Origin of the sequence: Parapedobacter composti (genome assembly GCF_900112315.1) — a bacterium.
GTDB lineage: Bacteria > Bacteroidota > Bacteroidia > Sphingobacteriales > Sphingobacteriaceae > Parapedobacter > Parapedobacter composti.
Genome location: NZ_FOLL01000001.1, coordinates 559,648 through 577,422 on the forward strand (window position 1 = coordinate 559,648; position 17,775 = coordinate 577,422).

The 17,775-nt window shown below is 50.9% G+C and carries 16 protein-coding genes; 4 read left to right on the forward strand and 12 right to left on the reverse strand.

Annotated features, from left to right (window positions below; genetic code table 11):
* Positions 1–10 precede the first annotated feature (10 nt).
* Entirely contained in the window at positions 11–1,402 is a 1,392-nt protein-coding gene (locus BM030_RS02040; protein WP_090970520.1) for a putative oxidoreductase C-terminal domain-containing protein, read from the forward strand.
* Positions 1,403–1,489: 87 nt separating this feature from the next.
* Here BM030_RS02040 and BM030_RS02045 read toward each other — a convergent pair whose 3' ends face one another.
* Positions 1,490–2,527: a dipeptide epimerase gene (locus BM030_RS02045; protein ID WP_090970523.1), complete on the reverse strand. Its 1,038-nt coding sequence runs from the start codon at positions 2,525–2,527 to the stop codon at positions 1,490–1,492.
* 14 nt (positions 2,528–2,541) lie between these two features.
* Positions 2,542–3,672 carry a C40 family peptidase gene (locus tag BM030_RS02050; RefSeq protein ID WP_244518609.1) on the reverse strand — a complete coding sequence of 377 codons (1,131 nt, stop codon included), beginning with the start codon at positions 3,670–3,672 and terminating at the stop codon, positions 2,542–2,544.
* Between the two features lie 196 nt (positions 3,673–3,868).
* Between BM030_RS02050 and BM030_RS02055 the strand changes: the two genes are divergently transcribed.
* Together BM030_RS02055 and msrA are read left to right on the forward strand one after the other, a co-directional pair.
* Positions 3,869–4,897 carry a glycosylasparaginase gene (locus tag BM030_RS02055; protein WP_090970527.1) on the forward strand — a complete coding sequence of 343 codons (1,029 nt, stop codon included), beginning with the start codon at positions 3,869–3,871 and terminating at the stop codon, positions 4,895–4,897.
* A 61-nt stretch (positions 4,898–4,958) separates the two neighbouring features.
* Complete coding sequence (gene msrA / locus BM030_RS02060) at positions 4,959–5,468, forward strand: peptide-methionine (S)-S-oxide reductase MsrA (RefSeq protein ID WP_090970529.1); 510 nt, start codon at positions 4,959–4,961, stop codon at positions 5,466–5,468.
* Positions 5,469–5,480: 12 nt separating this feature from the next.
* On the opposite strand, the gene BM030_RS02065 is transcribed toward msrA, so the two are convergent.
* From BM030_RS02065 to BM030_RS02100, 8 genes are all read right to left on the reverse strand, one after another.
* Entirely contained in the window at positions 5,481–6,032 is a 552-nt protein-coding gene (locus BM030_RS02065; RefSeq protein WP_090970531.1) for a hypothetical protein, read from the reverse strand.
* 62 nt (positions 6,033–6,094) lie between these two features.
* Positions 6,095–8,854 carry a DNA gyrase/topoisomerase IV subunit A gene (locus BM030_RS02070; protein ID WP_090970533.1) on the reverse strand — a complete coding sequence of 920 codons (2,760 nt, stop codon included), beginning with the start codon at positions 8,852–8,854 and terminating at the stop codon, positions 6,095–6,097.
* 73 nt (positions 8,855–8,927) lie between these two features.
* Positions 8,928–9,977 carry a mechanosensitive ion channel family protein gene (locus tag BM030_RS02075; RefSeq protein ID WP_244518610.1) on the reverse strand — a complete coding sequence of 350 codons (1,050 nt, stop codon included), beginning with the start codon at positions 9,975–9,977 and terminating at the stop codon, positions 8,928–8,930.
* Positions 9,978–10,044: 67 nt separating this feature from the next.
* A complete protein-coding gene (locus tag BM030_RS02080; protein WP_090970539.1) occupies positions 10,045–10,260 on the reverse strand; it encodes a hypothetical protein in 216 nt (71 codons plus the stop codon).
* A 4-nt stretch (positions 10,261–10,264) separates the two neighbouring features.
* Positions 10,265–11,536, reverse strand: a complete 1,272-nt coding sequence (locus BM030_RS02085) for a sialidase family protein (RefSeq protein WP_090970543.1) — start codon at positions 11,534–11,536, stop codon at positions 10,265–10,267.
* A 5-nt stretch (positions 11,537–11,541) separates the two neighbouring features.
* Positions 11,542–13,851: a TonB-dependent receptor domain-containing protein gene (locus BM030_RS02090; protein ID WP_090970546.1), complete on the reverse strand. Its 2,310-nt coding sequence runs from the start codon at positions 13,849–13,851 to the stop codon at positions 11,542–11,544.
* 73 nt (positions 13,852–13,924) lie between these two features.
* Positions 13,925–14,293: a hypothetical protein gene (locus BM030_RS02095; protein ID WP_139215783.1), complete on the reverse strand. Its 369-nt coding sequence runs from the start codon at positions 14,291–14,293 to the stop codon at positions 13,925–13,927.
* Between the two features lie 252 nt (positions 14,294–14,545).
* Complete coding sequence (locus BM030_RS02100) at positions 14,546–15,070, reverse strand: hypothetical protein (RefSeq protein ID WP_090970550.1); 525 nt, start codon at positions 15,068–15,070, stop codon at positions 14,546–14,548.
* Between the two features lie 103 nt (positions 15,071–15,173).
* Between BM030_RS02100 and ku the strand changes: the two genes are divergently transcribed.
* Positions 15,174–15,929, forward strand: a complete 756-nt coding sequence (ku, locus tag BM030_RS02105) for a non-homologous end joining protein Ku (RefSeq protein WP_090971008.1) — start codon at positions 15,174–15,176, stop codon at positions 15,927–15,929.
* Between the two features lie 19 nt (positions 15,930–15,948).
* Here the strand turns inward: ku and BM030_RS02110 are convergent, their stop codons facing one another.
* Together BM030_RS02110 and BM030_RS02115 are read right to left on the reverse strand one after the other, a co-directional pair.
* Positions 15,949–16,926 carry an NAD-dependent epimerase/dehydratase family protein gene (locus BM030_RS02110; protein ID WP_090970552.1) on the reverse strand — a complete coding sequence of 326 codons (978 nt, stop codon included), beginning with the start codon at positions 16,924–16,926 and terminating at the stop codon, positions 15,949–15,951.
* Positions 16,923–17,714 (reverse strand): SDR family NAD(P)-dependent oxidoreductase, encoded by a 792-nt coding sequence (locus tag BM030_RS02115; RefSeq protein WP_090970554.1) that lies wholly within the window; start codon positions 17,712–17,714, stop codon positions 16,923–16,925. Before BM030_RS02115 ends, BM030_RS02110 begins: the two co-directional genes overlap by 4 nt.
* Positions 17,715–17,775 lie beyond the last annotated feature (61 nt).

Genomic DNA, 17,775 nt, shown 5'->3' on the forward strand with positions numbered 1-17,775 from the left:
AACACAACAAATGGACAGACAACAGAAGCTCATTACATTGCTGGCCTTCGCATGCCTTGGCGCATGCCAGGGAGGCGCTGACAACATGCAACAAAAAGACATCCGATTAATTACCGTGGCGCCGGGTCACTTCCACGCTGCCTTGGTGCAGAAGTCTATGTATCCGGAGGTGGATAGTGTAGTGCACGTATATGCGCCTGAAGGGCCGGAATTAAAGGCTCATTTAGCGTTAATAGACCAGTACAACACACGGGCGGACAATCCGACCCGTTGGAATGAAGTGGTGTACCAAGGGGAAGACTATTTGGAGAAAATGCTGGAGGAACGGAAGGGCAACGTGGTTGTGCTGGCCGGCAACAACCAACGGAAAATCGACTACATCAGCCGTTCCGTTGATGCGGGATTGAATGTGCTTGCCGATAAGCCTATGGCCATCAATAAAGAAGGGTTTTCGAAATTGCAGCAGGCATTTGCTACGGCTAAGGAAAAAGACGTGTTGTTGTACGATATCATGACCGAACGGTACGAAATCAACACCATGCTGCAACGGTCGCTGTCGCAGGTTCCCGAGTTTTTCGGCGGACTGGTGGAAGGAAGTCCGGATCAGCCGGCAATCACCAAAGAAAGCGTTCATCATTTTTTCAAGGAGGTATCCGGCAAGCCGTTGGTGCGTCCGGCCTGGTTCTACGACACCAAGCAGCAAGGCGAGGGGTTGGTGGATGTTACGACTCACTTGATCGATCTGGTGCAGTGGGAGAGTTTCCCCGAGGAGATTATCGATTATAAGCAGGATATCGAGCTGCTGTCGGCCAGGCGCTGGTCTACCTCCCTGACACCTGCGCAATTTGAGCGGTCGACCGGACAAGCCGAATTTCCGTCGTTTCTTTCCTCGTCGTTAGGCGATGATGGTAACTTGGCCGTATACGCCAACGGCGAGATTAACTACAGGCTGAAAGGTATCCACGCAAAGGTGTCGGTTATCTGGAATTTCGAGGCACCGCAAGGTACGGGCGATACCCACTATTCCATCATGCGCGGCAAGTATGCCAACCTGATTATCCGGCAGGGTGCCGAAGAGCAGTACAAGCCCAGGCTGTATGTCGAGTCCACAGGAGAACGGGACGACGACGCTTTTGAAAATGCGTTGAAGAAAGCGGTTGATCAGTTAGACGGTACATATAAGGGGCTTGCCTATGAAAAGGTGGACGATGGCCGCTATTTGATTAATATAGACCCCTCGCTGGTGACCACGCATGAGGAGCATTTTGCTGAGGTAACCGAAAAGTACCTTGGTTTTCTGCAATCCGGAACCATGCCGGAATGGGAAGTGCCCAATATGATTGCTAAATACTACCTAACCACCAAGGCACTGGAAGAAGCCGAAACGGTTTCAGCTCCATGATATCAGGATACCCGTTGTAAGGAATGCGGAAAAAGGGGCTTTGACATGACGTCAAGCCCTTTTTTTAGCGGTTATCCCACACCGTAATCATCTTGGGGTTATGCCAATGCCTGTGGCGGCGGCTAATGTCACTTTGCCATTTACCACTTCCATGCCGCGGAAAATGTCATTGCTGGTTAATAGCGCCCCGTCCAGGTCTGCCCAGTCGACCGTTGGCGACAATTGCGCTGCGGCGGATATGGCGCATGAGGTTTCCGTCATGCATCCGAGCATGACTTTCATGTCCAGCGCGCGGGCGAGTTCTACCATTTTATGGGCCTCGCGCATACCCGTGCATTTCATTAATTTGATATTGATTCCATGATATACGCCAAATGCCTTTCGTACGTCTTGCAGCCGCTGCACGGCTTCATCGGCCACGGTTGGTATCGGGCTGTGTTCGGTAAGCCACGCGTTGTCGTCTATCTGCCCTTTCGGCATAGGTTGCTCCAGGAAGATAACGCCCCGTTCGGCCAGCCAATGCGCCATCTCCAACGCTTCCTCACGTTGTTTCCAACCTTGGTTTACGTCAACGCACAGCGGTTTATCGGTCACTTCCCGGATGGTTTCTATCATCATTTTGTCGGTATTGAGCCCTAATTTTACCTTCAAGAGCTTATAAGGCTCCGCTTCCCGTACCTTTTGCCTTACCACTTCCGCGGTGTCAATGCCGATGGTAAAAGAGGTATGGGGTGTTTGGGTGGCGTCATACCCCCATATCCGATGCCAAGGCTGTCCCATGATTTTGCCCAGCAGATCGTGCAACGCGATGTCAATTGCAGCTTTCGCGGCGGTGTTTCCCGGTGCAATATCATCAACATACGATAAAATATCTTCCGCTAAGAACGGATCGTCAAATCGCGAAAGGTCCACCTTGTCCAGAAAGGCGAGTACCGTTTCATGCGATTCGCCCAGATAGGGTGGCATTGAAGCCTCCCCATAACCCGTTACGCCATCAAATTCAAGCTCGGTGAGCACCACCGGCGTCGTGCTGCGTGAAGCACTCGCCACGGTGAATACGTGTTTTAATGTTAATGTATAAGGGCGGTATCGTAGGGTGAATTTACCCAAGTTTTTTACAGTCATACGGTTGTTAACGTTTAATCTGCTGTCTGCGAAATATAGGCGCTGTGTTGCGAGATGGGTTGGAGCGCAGGATCGGCTTGGTCGATATACCGGCGGGCCGCTACGAGTGTGCGGGTCTCGAAGTCGCTGTAATTAGGCGCATCGCTGAGCATGCTGTTGATGCGCACCGTACCCGCGGAATGGATAAATTCGCCGTTGCCTAAGTACAAAGCCACATGTGTAATTCGCGCATCGGGCGTGCGGCCCTTGCCCGATGCAAAAAATAATAAGTCTGCTGGGCGAAGGTTGCTCAGTGCTTTCGTAACATCGAGGGTGTCCGCGGTGAGGATATCAATGGGTTGGCCCGCGAGTACCTGCTGAGACGCATCACGGGGTATGATAATCCCGTTCATGTAATAGGCCGTTTTTGTAAATCCGCTGCAATCGACACCCTTTACCGAAGTGCCGCCCCATAGATAGGGAAGTCCCATCATCGATTTGGCGGTATGCAGTACATTTTCAGCGGTAGGATGGCGGCTGCCTAACCATTCGTCAAACGGACGAACCAAGCCGCTGCGGATATAGGCTTGCCGTCCGTCCGGATATTGTACCTTCACGAAATCACCTGCGATGCCGTCCCAAGTGAGTATGTTGCCCATGGCCAAGTCGGATACCCGCAGGGACTGTTCATCCGGAGCCGAATAGGAATGGCCGAAATCTGCCGTGAAAATAACCTTTTTTGAGCGTTGCCATTGTTGTAGGGCCGATGCGGATACGGGTGTAACCGATGACGCGCTGGTCCATGCGATGTACCCTTCTGGAGTACGCACACGGTAGTAGCCGTCCTTTTTTTGTAATAAATCCACTTTGGTGCCCAGCAGTACCTGCGTAGCCAGCTCCGCCTGATTGCGCGGTGCAGTACGCAGGTTAGCTACCGAAAGGTTAACAATTCCTGTAACATAACTTGCCACGCTGCTGTCGGGCAAAAGATTTATCGTTACCTTTGCGTTGGAAATATGGTTGTCCGCTATCTGCTGCAAGAAGTAAGCTTTTGCTTCCGTTTCCGTGGTTTGAATGTGATAGCTCCCGTCGGCCGGTTGCCATTCGAAAATCGCGGTACGTTTATCCGGAACAAAACGGTTAGCCGTCTGTTCGGCAATATGCATGATTTTTTTTAGGACAGCAGAATCAGGCATGGTTGACTGGGCGTTACCACGACCGTGAAATAGAAAAAAAAGTGTGAAAAAAGACAGAGAATAGAGGGATTTCATGCTTAGAACTTTCTTACGAAGTTAAGTTATAATTCAATAATGTACAATTTTTTGTTATTAAATTATAAGATTAGGCAAAAAGCTGCAACGAATGATTAACCGGAAACAATTTATTAAGGCGGGTGCCGCAACTTTTTCGCTGTTTTCATTAAGTAAGGCTCTCCCATCTTGCAAAGGTGCGGCAAGAAGTGCCCATGCAGCAATGAACAGGCCTATCGTGGTATCCACTTGGGACTTCGGTGTCGCTGCCAACCAAGCGGCATGGGCAGTGTTGGAGGCGGGTGGCCGGGCGTTGGATGCGGTAGAGGCGGGGGTGCGGGTACCGGAGGCCGATCTGACCAACTTGACGGTTGGTAAAGGTGGCTACCCGGATCGCGACGGCCATGTCACGCTTGATGCCTGCATTATGGACGAACACGGAAACTGCGGTTCGGTGGCGGCATTAGCACATATCGCCCACCCCATTTCGGTGGCCCGCATGGTGATGGAGAAAACGCCCCATGTGATGCTGGTGGGGGAGGGGGCTTTGCAGTTTGCCCTTGAAAATGGATTTGAGAAAGAAAACCTGCTTACGCCCGAGGCGGAAAGTGCCTGGAAAGAATGGCTTAAGGAAAAACAGTACAAGCCGGTCATCAATATCGAAAACAAGTCGTTTAACGTGGAGCGGTTGCCGGGCAACCGGTATAATCATGATACTATCGGTATGTTGGCACTGGATGCCGCTGGCAACTTGTCCGGAGCCTGTACAACCAGCGGCATGGCGTTTAAGATGCATGGTCGCGTGGGCGATAGTCCCATCATCGGCGCAGGGCTTTATGTCGACAACGAAGTGGGGGGTGCCACCGCCACAGGGGTGGGCGAAGAGGTTATCCGCACGGTGGGCAGTTTTCTTGTCGTGGAACTGATGCGGCAGGGGCTAACCCCCGCTGAAGCATGCCATGAAGCGGTGCGGCGCATTATCCGTAAAAAGCCGGAAACGGCTAAGGAAATACAGGTGGGTTTCCTCGCGTTAAATAACCGGGGCGAATATGGAGCTTTTTCCCTGCAAAAGGGATTTTCCTATGCCGTGTGCGATGCGCGCCAGCAAGACCTATTATTAGACGGTGAAAGTGTTTATTGAAAGCAGCTGTACATCAAACCTCATGTGCCTTTTTCAATACAGTGACATAATATAGAACAATATGAAAGCAACATTTGGAGGCGGGTGTTTTTGGTGCACCGAAGTGATTTTCCAGCAATTAGCAGGAGTAAACAGCGTAAAGCCGGGTTATATGGGAGGCCGGCGTGAAAACCCCACGTACGAGCAAGTTTGCACAGGCGCGACGGGCCATGCTGAGGTGGTGCACATTGACTATGACGAAACCGTATTGCCATACCGCAGGTTATTGGAAGTTTTCTTTAAAACCCATGATCCCACCACATTGAATAGGCAAGGCAACGATATAGGCACCCAATACCGATCGGTTATTTTCTATCATGACGCACAGCAGCGGACCGAAGCTGAAGCATTTATCAGGGAATTAGTGGAACATAAGGTGTATGCGGCCCCCATCGTCACGGAGGTTTCACCCGCCCAGCCTTTTTACGAGGCAGAGGATTATCACCATAATTATTTCAACAACAATCCGCAGAATCCCTATTGTGCGGCGGTGATAGCGCCTAAACTTCGTAAGTTTCTGGATAGCCGATAACCGCCACGCGCATTAGAACCGGTAGGCGACCCCAGCTTCCAATAACTGCAAGCCTTGTTTATCCCGATGAAAAGCCAGCACGCCCTGATAGCCCAGTGAAAACGCAAGCCCCGATAAGGTGGAGTAGCCGACAGCCGGATTGAGACCTGCACCAAAGGTTCTGCCTCTGCTCACGAATGATAGTCCGGCATTTCCTTCCACGAAAAAGGCGCTGCCGGCGGCAACCGGGTTACGTGGACCGGAACGGAAATAATACCGATATCCGCCCATCAAGTGTGCGGCCGCTATATTGTCATATTTGCCCCTGTCCAGTGTGCTGAAAAAATTACCGTTTGACGGAGCGGTATGTGTCAGCTTACCGGTGATGAGGAACTGGCCGTTGGTCGGCGACGGAAAAAGCCATTTGGCATGGCCACTGAGACCGAATCGGTTAACATCTGTATTGTAGTTGGCCGCTAAACCAAGCTCCAGCCGATCGCTGAATACACTCCCCGATTGTGCTGTGGCGTTTTTGTTGGCGAATAAACAGCTGCTTAACAGCAAAAGGCAAAATACTTTTTTCATAATTGAAAGATTAAATTTTCCGAAAACGTGTGAGGTCGTTAGCATGCTCATATCCGGCTTTATTAAAACAGTCCCATTTGGCCATTGTCATCCATATGGATATCATCTGGATTGGTTATTTCGAAATCTACCGCTGGTTTAGTTGCCGGTGCGGACGTTACCCCCGCTGTGGGCGGCGCTTTGTCCACCGGCGCTTCGGTTTCACGCTCGGCCCCGCTACTCTCGGACGTACCGCTTTGGGGTGGCCCGGCGCTGATTGCGGCCCCGCTGTCTGTACCTTCATCAGCTGCTGTGTCTTCGCTACTGATCAAGGTTACGTGGTTGACCTCATGCGGCGTCAGCCGGTTACCTTGCGCCTTCATGCCTTTTACATCAACAATGTCAGTCAAGGATTGTTCTATGGTATCCGGCGTACGGGTCTTGCCTTTTAGCACGTCGATAGAAACCACAGGTGCCGCGGCATTCGTAAGCAGTACCAGTTTAGAGCCGGGCTCGTCATTGATGATAGCAGTACGCTTACCGATGGGCGTATCTTCAAACATGAACCGTTTAACATAGTGAATGCCTGATTTACCATCGCGGTGCACCGCACTGTACACCTGCTGCGGGTTATATTTTTCAATCCGGATTAGCTTATCGTCAAAATGATTACTCAAGTCAAAGCTTGTAAGCTCATAAGTGCCGTCGGCCATGACGGTCAGGACTTTATCGTCTCCGTCAAACTCGCCTAGGTACTGGCCCCTTCCGTCGGCATTGAGCCTTTTCAGTACATCGTCAAACCATATTTTTCTGCCGGACAACGTAGATACGCCCTTGCTTTTCAGTGTAATCCGTTTGATAGGGTACTTGGTCACGATGTTGCCCTGAGAACCGCGTCCTTTGATGGCTACTTCGGCAAAATCAATATCAAACTGCAATTTGCGGAGCTTGGAATGGGGTTTCAGCTGTACGCTTACCACTTCAGCTTCCCCATTTGGATTGGCTGTGAAATACAGGACCTTGGAGCCCTTTTCACCTTTGGTGAGGTCGTATTCCTTATCTCGGGTTACACCCAGTACGGAGAAGCGCTTAATGTAGGAAACGCCCGATTTCCCGTCGCGGTAAATCATGTTGTATACTGTACGGTCATCGCCCTTCTTGAATACGGCCACATGGATGATGTCTTTACCCACAAATACCTTATCCTGTACTTTCGTGACCACACATTTGCCGTCTGTACGGAATACGATGATATCATCAAGATCCGAACAGTCGCAGACGTATTCGTCTTTGCGCATGCCGGTTCCTACGAAACCGTCCGCACGGTTTACATAGAGCTTTACGTTAGCTAACGCCACCTGGGCAGCTTCCACCCGGTCAAACACACGAAGTTCTGTTTTCCGCTCCCGACCTTTGCCGTATTTTTCTTTGAGCCGTTCAAACCAAGCGATGGCATAGTCGGTCAGATGGCGCAGGTGGTGGCGCACCTTCTTAATTTCTTCTTCCAGCGCAGCCAGTTGTTCGTCAGCCTTCTTCACATCGAACCGCGTAATGCTGCTCATTGGCTTTTCGATGAGCCGTTTGTAGTCTTCTGGCACAATTTCGCGGTAAAACCGATCAAAGAAGGGCGTAAACAGGTGGGTAAGTACCTCCACGACCGTTTCGAAATCGCCCGCGTTTTCATAGTCGGGATGCTTGTACATCCCTTCCTGAATGAATAACTTGAGCAGGCTGCTGAAGAATATCTTTTCCTGCAATTCATGCAGGCGGATTTCAAGTTCCTGCTTTAGCAGGCTTTTCGTTTGCTTGGTGTTTTCGATAAGGATATCGTTCACACTCATGAACTGGGGTTTGTCATTCCATATCACGCATGTGTTGGGAGATATGGATGTCTCACAGGCGGTAAAGGCATATAAGGCATCGATTGTCACGTCAGGAGAGATGCCCGGGGCAAGGTGTATAATGATCTCGACGTACTGCGCCGTATTGTCTTCGATCTTCTTGATTTTTATTTTACCCTTTTCATTGGCCGACACAATACTGTCAATGAGGCTGCCGGTAGTAGTGCCATAAGGGATTTCAGTAATGGCCAAGGTTTTCTTGTCGCGTTCCTCAATTCTGGCCCGTATCCTGACTTTGCCGCCGCGCTGTCCCTCATTATAGGCGGAACAATCTGCCAGGCCGCCGGTAGGAAAGTCGGGCAAAAGGTTCGGGCGTCCGCCCCGCAATACTGTTATGGAGCCATCGATGAGTTCAATGAAATTGTGCGGCATCACCTTCGTGGCCAGTCCCACAGCGATACCTTCGGCGCCCTGAGCCAGAAGCAGGGGAAACTTGACGGGTAAGGTTACCGGCTCCTTGTTACGTCCGTCATAGCTGAGTTGCCACTCGGTGGTATCGGGATTGAACACCACATCATTGGCAAATTTGGAAAGGCGTCCTTCGATATATCGGGCGGCAGCGGCCGAGTCGCCCGTCACAGGGTCGCCCCAGTTTCCCTGGCAATCGATTAACAAGTCTTTTTGCCCCAGTTGGACCATGGCGTCTCCGATGGAGGCGTCCCCGTGGGGGTGGTACTTCATGGTGTTGCCAATGACATTCGCGGCTTTGTTGAACCGGCCGTCATCCATCTCTTTCAAGGAGTGTAGAATACGGCGTTGTACGGGTTTCAACCCATCATTGATGTGTGGGACAGCTCGGTCAAGGATAACATAGGAAGCATAATCCAAGAACCAATTTTCGTACAGGCCAGATAGTAGGATAGTTTGGCTCCCGCCTGACTGCGGCTCGCTGTTGGCGTGCTGTTGGTTTTCTTCAGGAATCGGATTTGTTTCGTCACTCATGTCAGCCTGTTGATTTTTCTGTGCGGTAAAAATACAAATTCTCCCAGATATGAGCGATCACCATCGGGTTTGATTATTCGTTACGCGCTGGTGGAGTAACATTGACCCGGAACGCGGGAGGTTGGTAATCAGGAGGCAGGTAATCGGGCGGCATGGCTACGGGATTACCATCGCGGCCCGCCCGGTAATGCGGGGAGAGAATTTCAACCCCTGCTTCGTTGAACTTGTCTTGAATGTTCTGGTGGAGTTCAGAGTAAATGGCGGCAATGCGATGGCTGTCTGCCGTATAGGCATTGAGTTGATAGGCCACATAGAAGTCGTCTAAACTGGTTTGAAGCACAAACGGCTTGCGTTCGTCATTGAGGATATCTTTGGTTGCCAAGGCAGCATCGATAAGCAATTGATGAACCTGTTTCCAAGGTACATCGTACCCAATGGTTACGCTTGTATGTAAGATAAGCCCCAGCTCCCGTGCCGAAGCGGTATAGTTGACCGTGTGGCTGGTAAGAATAGTGGCATTGGGAATGGTAATTTCCTCGTTCTTGATGGTGCGGACGCGGGTTACCAATACCGATTTTTCAATCACATCACCGGTGATTTCGCCTATCTTGATGCGGTCGCCCACTTTAAACGGTCGCATATAGGTAATGACGAATCCAGCTACGGCATTGGAGATGGCCGAAGATGAGCCTAATGAGAATAGGATGCCGAGGAATACCGATACTCCCTGGAATATCTTGGAATCGGAGCCGGGCAGATACGGAAAAATCACGATAAAGCTGAAGGCATACAGCAGTATTTTAATTAGATTGAAGGTCGGCCTGGCCCAGTCTGCATAAAACCCGGGAATAACCAGCGCGCCGCTTTCCACCTCGGATGTCAGGAAGCGGATGAACCGGATAACGTAGTGTGTAATGGCCACGATGACCAGAATCGTAAAAATATTGGGAAGGTAATCCAGTATTCCGGATAACACCGCTTTCAACGGTTTAATAATCCAGCCCAGCAACGTCTCTGCGATGCCGCGTGTCCAGGGAAAGACGCTGAAAAGCAGGGGCAGGGTAATGTAAAGTGCCAAGGCAATCATCAATAACCGCAAGACATTAGCAAGAAACAACACCACGCGCAGTTCACGGTCGCTATCAAGAAATTGGTATTCTCGGAAGCGGATGCCGGGGAACAGCCGACTTTTAACGCTGATCAGCTTCCGTTACGGTTTTCATGCTGTCCATCTGCAACAGCAAACCGGTAGTCTTTTGCAACGTGATGGAGTCAACCTGCGTACCCAGCGTGTCTTTGGCCAGGGTGTCTTGCCCGTGTAATGGCTGGAAAGTCATGGCCAATAAGCTCCATAATACGATAACAAGGGATGGGGTGTTTCTGTTCAGAATAAAAGCCGGTTTCACAAACTTAATGAAACTGGGGTTTATCTGCAAATGAGTAGATCGTATAGCTTATCGCCGATCCGTTAGCTGTTTCTCTCATCCATGCCACCAGTATCCCTTTATCCATCCGGGTAGCGACAGGATATGTGCCCCCCTCGTGGTCGGCAATTACCACCTGTTGTAAGGGCTGGCCGCGCACGATGGGGTGCAACACCACGCGTGGTGTTACAGCGGTAGGCATTTTATCAGATTCATGGTGATGGTGTGCCCCGGTATGGGGTGAATGCGCATCTTCATATACCGCTACCACGGTGTCTATACTCCAAAGGGCGAGCTGAGGATGGCTTCCGGTCTGGCTAATGAGCGTCCGTTGCTTAAAGCCCTGCTTATCAGTATGGGTGTGGTAAAGTGCGGAGCCGCCTCCTGCGGTGAACCAAAGGGCGTGGATGTGTTCTCCTTCGGCAGCCAATGCCGGACCGGAATGCGGGCAGGCACGGATAGCCCAATTATCGGGACTGATAGTCAGCTCGTTGCTGAACGTTTGTCCGTTGTCCTCAGAACGTACATAGGCCATATCGCGCACCTGTTCGCCAAATCGTGCGGTAGGATACATGATGCTGCGATAGGCAACGTGAATGGTACCACCGTCATCGACCAGCAAATCCGTCCGACAGCATTCGCAGGTGCCGCGATGCACCACTGTTTCTCCGTTGAACCCGGTTCCGGATCCCGTAGCCGCGAAATATAGCGTGGAGCCCTGTACAGTCGTATCCCGTCCGTCGAGCCAAACGGCTCCTACTTCGCCATTCCCCAGCCGTGCTATGTCAAAGAAGTTGCGCCCGTAATGATGGGCCGTATCCGTGTGGAGGAATTTTGGGGGCGACCAAGTCGCTCCCATATCGTTAGACATACTGTAATAAATCCCTCCGGCAAAAGGGTTTTTTTCTTGTTTAAATGGTTTGGCGAAGACCGCTACTACCGTACCATCGCTTTTAAAGGCAATTTTGCCCATACTTTCCGGTGAGGTGCTTATTCCCTCAGACCCCCCAACCGCAATTGCTGGTCCGAAGCGTCGTGATGTGGCGTCATATAGCGCAAAAGACAGGCGATAGACACCAGCATCGTTTTTTTCTGTCCAGCAGATTACCGGACGACCTTGATGGTCGTGCGTCAGGTAAGGGCCCCTCGCTGAGGCACTCGTGCTTAAGGTAGCTATGCCCGTTCCATTACCTTTGGGCGAACAGACTGCCGCCATGCTGGCCAGTGCTATAATGTAGATATATTTTAAATTTCTCATAAGGGTTAGAACAAGTAACTGAAGTTAATGCCGCCATAGCCGTTCCGGCTGGGCGACGGGTTATAGTACGGTGGTTGCCCCCCGCTGTAGGAAACGGCGTTTAATGCCACAAATGCACTGTATTGCTGGTTCAGCAAGTTATCCACGCCGCCGTAAATGCTGGTCTTGATCCGTTTCGAGAAAACGTGAGAATACCCCACTTTTGCATTCAGCACATGGTAGCTGGGGTGGTAAGCCGTATTGGCATCGTTTAACGCCAGGCGATCGCTGTAAAGATAATCGCAATGCGCATAAAACCCTGCCTTAGTATGGCAGTCTATACCGGCACTCACCACCCAGGGAGCGATTCCGGTAAGACGGTTGCCATCGTACACGGCAGTGACGGTATTGCTTGCGTCCAGCGTTTTGTAATCGGCAAACGTGAAATCGGAGTAAGTTACTGCAGCATAGGGGCGTAGCCGCTGTAGCCACCGGCTATTCCGGTCGTCCAGCAATAGCCACGAAAATGCCGCTTCTATCCCCCGGTGTGTGGTTTTACCTGCGTTGTTATAGATCGTGATGCCTTGTTGAACCGACTGCGCAATCAATTCGTCGCTCATGTTCATCCAAAAGAGGGAGAGGTCATAACTGAGCCGTCGCGAATGCGTGAGCACGCCTTTGGCGTTGACCTCATAATTAACAGCACGTTCTGCCCGCAACCGGGCATTGATGGAGCCGTCCGCCAGCTTGATTTCAGCGGTAGTCGGCGGGGTGAATCCGGTGCCGATGCTTGCATGTAATGTCAATGCATCATGAATCGTGTGGCTCAAGGCCGCGCGCGGCATGGCTACAGGGGTGAACCGCTTGGCGCCGCTTTGGTGAGGTGCCAAATAATCACTAACCCGGTATTGCAGGCTGTTTACCCCCAGGCCGAGCGTGAACAGCGTTTTGCGGGAAAGTCGGGTTTCGGATTGGAAGAAGAGGGCATAAGCTGTGTTTTGGTAGTCAATATTCGCCGTGATAGGGCCTTCTTTACCTTGCTCATTCCGGTATTGGCTACCTTTGGTTAAACCTTGGTTAAATTCCGCACCGAGGGTGAATACCGTCGGGAGCAAGGGAAGGTCAAGATCGTAAGAGAACCGTGTTCGACCCCCATAGCTCTGATAATAATTGCGGATATAGGCAAATGCCAGGGGATGGTCCAGGTCGTAAAAATAGCTGAATACGCTGGTGCTGTTTGTGAACCTGCTATTGAATCGGTACTGCTGCCCGATGCCGACGCGTGTCCAGTGCTGGTTTCTTCCCGCCGCTTTTTCTACATTGGAGGCATTCGCCTGGGTGGGGTTGTCGTCGAGCTCGTCTTGTGTAAGGGCTCCCGGTATTTGCGAAAATTGGGAGGTTCGGTTCAGCAAGACTGTGATAATCTGTTTGTCGTTGGGAAAAAGCTGGAAGTTTCCGGTGACGAACCGCCGCATATCACTGCTGTGCGTACGGTACCCGTCATATTCCTGCCAACCATATGCCACATAGCTATTTACCCGGTCGCCACCGGAACGGTATGCAGAAGTCACCCGGTTCAGGCCAAACCGGCCTGTGAGTGCCGACAGTGCTACGTTACGTTCGCCGTAAGGTGCCCTTTGCAGTTGGAAGTTGAGGACCCCCGCCGTTCCGGCGCCGTAAATGCTTGATGCGGGACCTTTGATGATTTCTGCCCGTCCGATGGTATTCACGTCAATGGCTTCGATGCGGGTGGTCCCGTCGGCTTCGGTAATCGGGATATCGTTCAGGTAAACCTTCACCGCCCGGATGCCCCAGGGGGAGCGGACGCCGTTACCGCGGATAGATATGCGCGAATCGGCCAGTGTGCTTTGATCCATGCGTACACCGGGAACGGTATTCAGCGCTTGCTGGAGCGATACGCCGCTGCCGCGTTGGATATCGTCCGCGGTCAACAACGCCACTGAACCGGGTGTCTCCCTGTTTGCACGGCCGTGAAGGCCCACGCGCACTTCGTCAAGCCTTACCGGGTCGGCATCCAACTGGATATTGACGTTCGTGCGGCCATCGGATAAATCGACCAGTTTCGGACGGTAGCCCATGGCTGTGACCTGGATAACGGATAACGGATGTATAGATAGCACGCTGAAACGGCCGTCTGTGTCGGTTTGGCCGATAGTGCGTCCTGCTTGATCGCTAATGGAAACGCCCGCTACCGGCTGGTTCGTCTGGCTGTCATAGATATGACCAGCCAGTTTATGTTCTTGTGCCTCGGCTTGGAAAACCCATGCAACGATACACCAGGACACAATGGTCCTTAATAAAGTGGATATATTCATGGAAATAACTTCTTTAAAAATCAGATAGTCTCTACCCCTGACGATTGGGGGGATGGTACACCGATAAAAGAAGTTAAATACGCGGCGGATGGAAAATGTCTGCCGCTTGGGTAGGTAAAGCAAAAGGCAATTCCCGGGTTTGGTGCGTTACGGCAGGCAATGAAGGAAAAAACAGGACGTGTTTTTCCGTGAACACGGCTGGTTGGTAGCTGGTTTTCTGCGACTCTTTTTCGGATTTCTTCTCTTTTTCCTCTACTTCTTGCAGTTTTTTGGCTAAAAAACACTGTCCATCGCAGTGAAGCAAGGGTTTATCTCTGTTGACGCAAAAGTATGCCGTAATGTAGTCCCTGTTCAGTTCAAAGGCGGTGGTCACCAGCAAACGGGAGACGTTTTCCGCGCATAGCGACCCGATAAGCAATATGGCAATAAGCCGTTGGACCATGATGCCGCAAACATACGATTTTTTTTGTCGCTTTTTAAGCGGCGATTGCATGTCAAGCACTCGTAAGCAAGATCACGTTATACTTGCTCCTTGTCCAAACTTGCTCCGTCATCACTTCATTATTAGTATAGGTTTAACAAAGGATATAAGTATTAATATAGTTTATTGCTATATTAAACCTTCGTCAACCCTATGTTAACCCTGTATGAGTCTCGTGTCAATGATGGAGCAGACAGGAAGAAGGTGCGGAATTTAATCGAACATGATGTTGAATGTAGTGCCGAGACCCACGTGCTGGATATGCCTGCCGTTGGCGTTGTTGCGGAATACACCGTTATAGAACCCGAAGATATTCCAAAGTCGGTTGTGATATCCTATCTGCGGCCGTACATACATGCCACCGTTCCTGTTGGCCCCGCTCCCTGTTTGGAAACTGTATCCAAGATCTGCACCGACGAAGAAGCCCCGGCTCGCCGGATAGTAGCGGGCAAAGGCACCGACGGGAACGGAACCAAAATTTTCGTTGCTGGATTTCGGGAAATAGTGCGTGTATCCGGAGGTAAGGCCCAGTCCCCAGTTGGGAGTAGACATAAGCTGGCCTTTCACTTCCGCACCGAGCGCTACGCTGGTCTGGTCGGCCAACGTGCCTACCGGCACCCCGATGTTGATGCCGGTTTTGATCCAGGAGTTTTGTGGAGTGATTTCCGTAGGTCTTTGCTGGGCATATAAGCCGATGGCCATTATGCAAGCTATGGTAGCAGAAATTATCGTTTTCATCTTTTTATCTTTTAGTGCCATACTTCTCGCTTGCAAAGGTTATACCAATCGAGGCAACAAAAAGGGCTTTTGGTTGTTGTCTATGCAAACAGCTACAGGTATTATGCGAGCCATTTGGACAGGTGCCATAGGATTCGGATTGGTGAATATCCCCGTGAAGCTTTATAGCGCAACCACGGATAGCAGACCCGATTTAGATATGCTGGATCGTAAGGATCACGCACGGATACGCTATAAACGGGTCAACGAACGCACGGGCAAAGAGGTGGACTGGGACAGTATCGTAAGAGGGTATCTGCTGAAAGATAACTATATCGTACTGGATGAGGCGGACTTCGAGGAAGCAAGCCCCGAAAAAAGCAAAATGATTAACCTGCAGTCATTCGTCAAAGCGGCCGATATTGAGAGCGTCTATTTTGAAACCCCTTATTACCTTCAGCCACAAAAAGGGGGAGAAAAAGCATATATGCTGTTATTGAAAGCTTTGGAAAAGACCAAGATGGCAGGGTTGTCTACCTTCGTTTTACGCAATACGGAAAACCTGGCTATCATCAGGCCGTATGAAAAGGTGCTGCTTCTCAATAAATTGCGCTTTGCTGAGGAAATCCGGTCGCCAGATGACCTAAATGTACCTGCGGATTTGAAAATTGCCAAGCAGGAAATGGATATGGCTGTTCAGTTGATCAAACGGCATGCAGGCGAATTTAACGTCAACGATTATAAAGACGAGTATAGCAAGGAACTAATGAAAATTATTCGCGCCAAAGCCAAGGGAAAACGGCCTACAGTACGGAAGATCAAGGTGAAGACTACCCCTTCAGCGGACCTGTTGGAACAGTTGCGGGCAAGCCTGGCCTGAAGAACGGCGGTACGAAGCGCTACGATAACATCTGGTGTTTCCTGAACCAATTGACGGCACTATCGATGCCTTGGCTGATCGGATGAAAGGTAATGGCCAGTTCGCTCCGGGCTTTGTCGTTGGAGTAATAATTTTTAACACACAGTATTTTCATATTGACCGACGACAAAGCGGTGCGTACACCCACAGCCCGGAGCAGATCGCCCACGTAACCGGCGGCCAGCAAAACGGCCTTCGGCACAGTGATAAGGACAGGGCGCCCCCCTGTCTGGCGGCCCAGCAGACGGAAAAAATCGCGGTAGCTCAGGTTGTCGCCCGCGAGCAGATAGGCTTCGCCATTTCTGCCTTGCTCCAATGCATTTACGACACCGATTGCTGCATCGGATACGTTAACGAAATTTTTGCCGCCCGGTGGATGGAAAACCACCCGTTTTCCGTATCCCATTTGTATAATGGCGCCCGAGCTTGGCTTGCCATCATAGGCGCCAATCATGAAGGTAGGGTTGACTACGGTTACTTCCAGCCGGTCTTGTGCAGCCAGCACCTTTTTTTCGCCTTCCCATTTGCTTTTGGCATACCAAGCGTTGCTGAATGGCGGTCTCATGGGGGTGGTTTCGTTGCCTGGCTGTTGCAATGTGCCGTAACCGAAAGTGTTCGCTGTACTGACATAAACGATCTTTTTGATGCCATTTTTCAGTGCAGCTTGGATGATATTTTCGGTGCCGACTACATTGATGCGGTGATAATCGGCATACTTGAGCAGGTTTTGGTCGGTTGTGGCCGCGCAATGGATAATGTACTCGCAACCTGTTGTGGCGCGGTCCAGCGATGCCATATCGGTAATATCGCCAGGTACCAGTTCCAGATTGTCGTGCGGCGGCAGCAGGAATTTCTTGGCATTGCGTATAAGTCCCTTTACTCCATAGCCCCGGGCCAATAGATTGACGATGGTATTGGTGGCCAAAAGCCCATTTGCGCCGGTAACTAAGACGTTCATGCGGTACGCTTAAGTTCCTTTTTCATGGCTTTGGTAAGCAGTGGCAACCGGATATAGACGGGCAAGAACTTTAGTAACACCCAGGTTAGCCTGTTTACCCAGTTGAGCATGATAAGCGTGTCGCGTTTGAAGAGCTGCCGGACGGCTATGGCTGCCACCTGTTCCGGCGTCAACAGTCCCATCTTGGCAAGAAATCCCTGCTGCTGGAGGCGTGCCGAAGAGTCCATATTGGTCATCATCGGACCCGGATTGACCACGCTGAAAAACACATTGGTGCCCGCGAACTCTTGGTATAACCCGCGTGTGAAACTGTGGATAAATGCTTTCGAGGCCGGATACACCGTTTTATAGCCTATGGGGCTGTAAGCCGCTACGCTGCCTACGTTCAGCACGTAGGCTTGACTGCGTTCCAGCAGGTTGGGCAGCAGTTGGTGGATAAGGAGCGAGGTGGCCTTTACGTTCAGTTGGATGATGCGGTCGAGGTAGTCTACGCTAACATCCTGGAAGCTCTGGGTACCGCCACACCCCGCGTTGTTGATGAGGATAGATAAGGGGAATCGCTCATTTACCCATGCCGCCAAGGCGACGATGTTTTCCTTTTGGGTTAAGTCGGTTTCATAGCAATGGGCTTCCAGCCCCAGGGCTTTAACTTGGGCCGCCACAAACTCCAAACCTTCGCCGGGTAGGCTGACCAATATGGTATGGATATTTCTTTTGGCCAATTCCAGAACGAAGGCTTTTCCCAAGCCTTGGCTTGCTCCGGTTATCAATGCATACGTGTTACTCATTGAATACAAAAATACAATATTCCTGTAGCTTTGTTGTTAAGCGATATAAAAATCGTTTGCA

Coding starts and splice junctions, on each gene's coding strand:
- BM030_RS02040 (WP_090970520.1), top strand. CDS start 11: ATGGACAGACAACAGAAGCTCATTACATTGCTGGCCTTCGCATGCCTT.
- BM030_RS02045 (WP_090970523.1), bottom strand. CDS start 2,527: ATGACTGTAAAAAACTTGGGTAAATTCACCCTACGATACCGCCCTTAT.
- BM030_RS02050 (WP_244518609.1), bottom strand. CDS start 3,672: ATGCATATTGCCGAACAGACGGCTAACCGTTTTGTTCCGGATAAACGT.
- BM030_RS02055 (WP_090970527.1), top strand. CDS start 3,869: ATGATTAACCGGAAACAATTTATTAAGGCGGGTGCCGCAACTTTTTCG.
- msrA (WP_090970529.1), top strand. CDS start 4,959: ATGAAAGCAACATTTGGAGGCGGGTGTTTTTGGTGCACCGAAGTGATT.
- BM030_RS02065 (WP_090970531.1), bottom strand. CDS start 6,032: ATGAAAAAAGTATTTTGCCTTTTGCTGTTAAGCAGCTGTTTATTCGCC.
- BM030_RS02070 (WP_090970533.1), bottom strand. CDS start 8,854: ATGAGTGACGAAACAAATCCGATTCCTGAAGAAAACCAACAGCACGCC.
- BM030_RS02085 (WP_090970543.1), bottom strand. CDS start 11,536: ATGAGAAATTTAAAATATATCTACATTATAGCACTGGCCAGCATGGCG.
- BM030_RS02090 (WP_090970546.1), bottom strand. CDS start 13,851: ATGAATATATCCACTTTATTAAGGACCATTGTGTCCTGGTGTATCGTT.
- BM030_RS02095 (WP_139215783.1), bottom strand. CDS start 14,293: ATGGTCCAACGGCTTATTGCCATATTGCTTATCGGGTCGCTATGCGCG.
- BM030_RS02100 (WP_090970550.1), bottom strand. CDS start 15,070: ATGAAAACGATAATTTCTGCTACCATAGCTTGCATAATGGCCATCGGC.
- ku (WP_090971008.1), top strand. CDS start 15,174: ATGCGAGCCATTTGGACAGGTGCCATAGGATTCGGATTGGTGAATATC.
- BM030_RS02110 (WP_090970552.1), bottom strand. CDS start 16,926: ATGAACGTCTTAGTTACCGGCGCAAATGGGCTTTTGGCCACCAATACC.
- BM030_RS02115 (WP_090970554.1), bottom strand. CDS start 17,714: ATGAGTAACACGTATGCATTGATAACCGGAGCAAGCCAAGGCTTGGGA.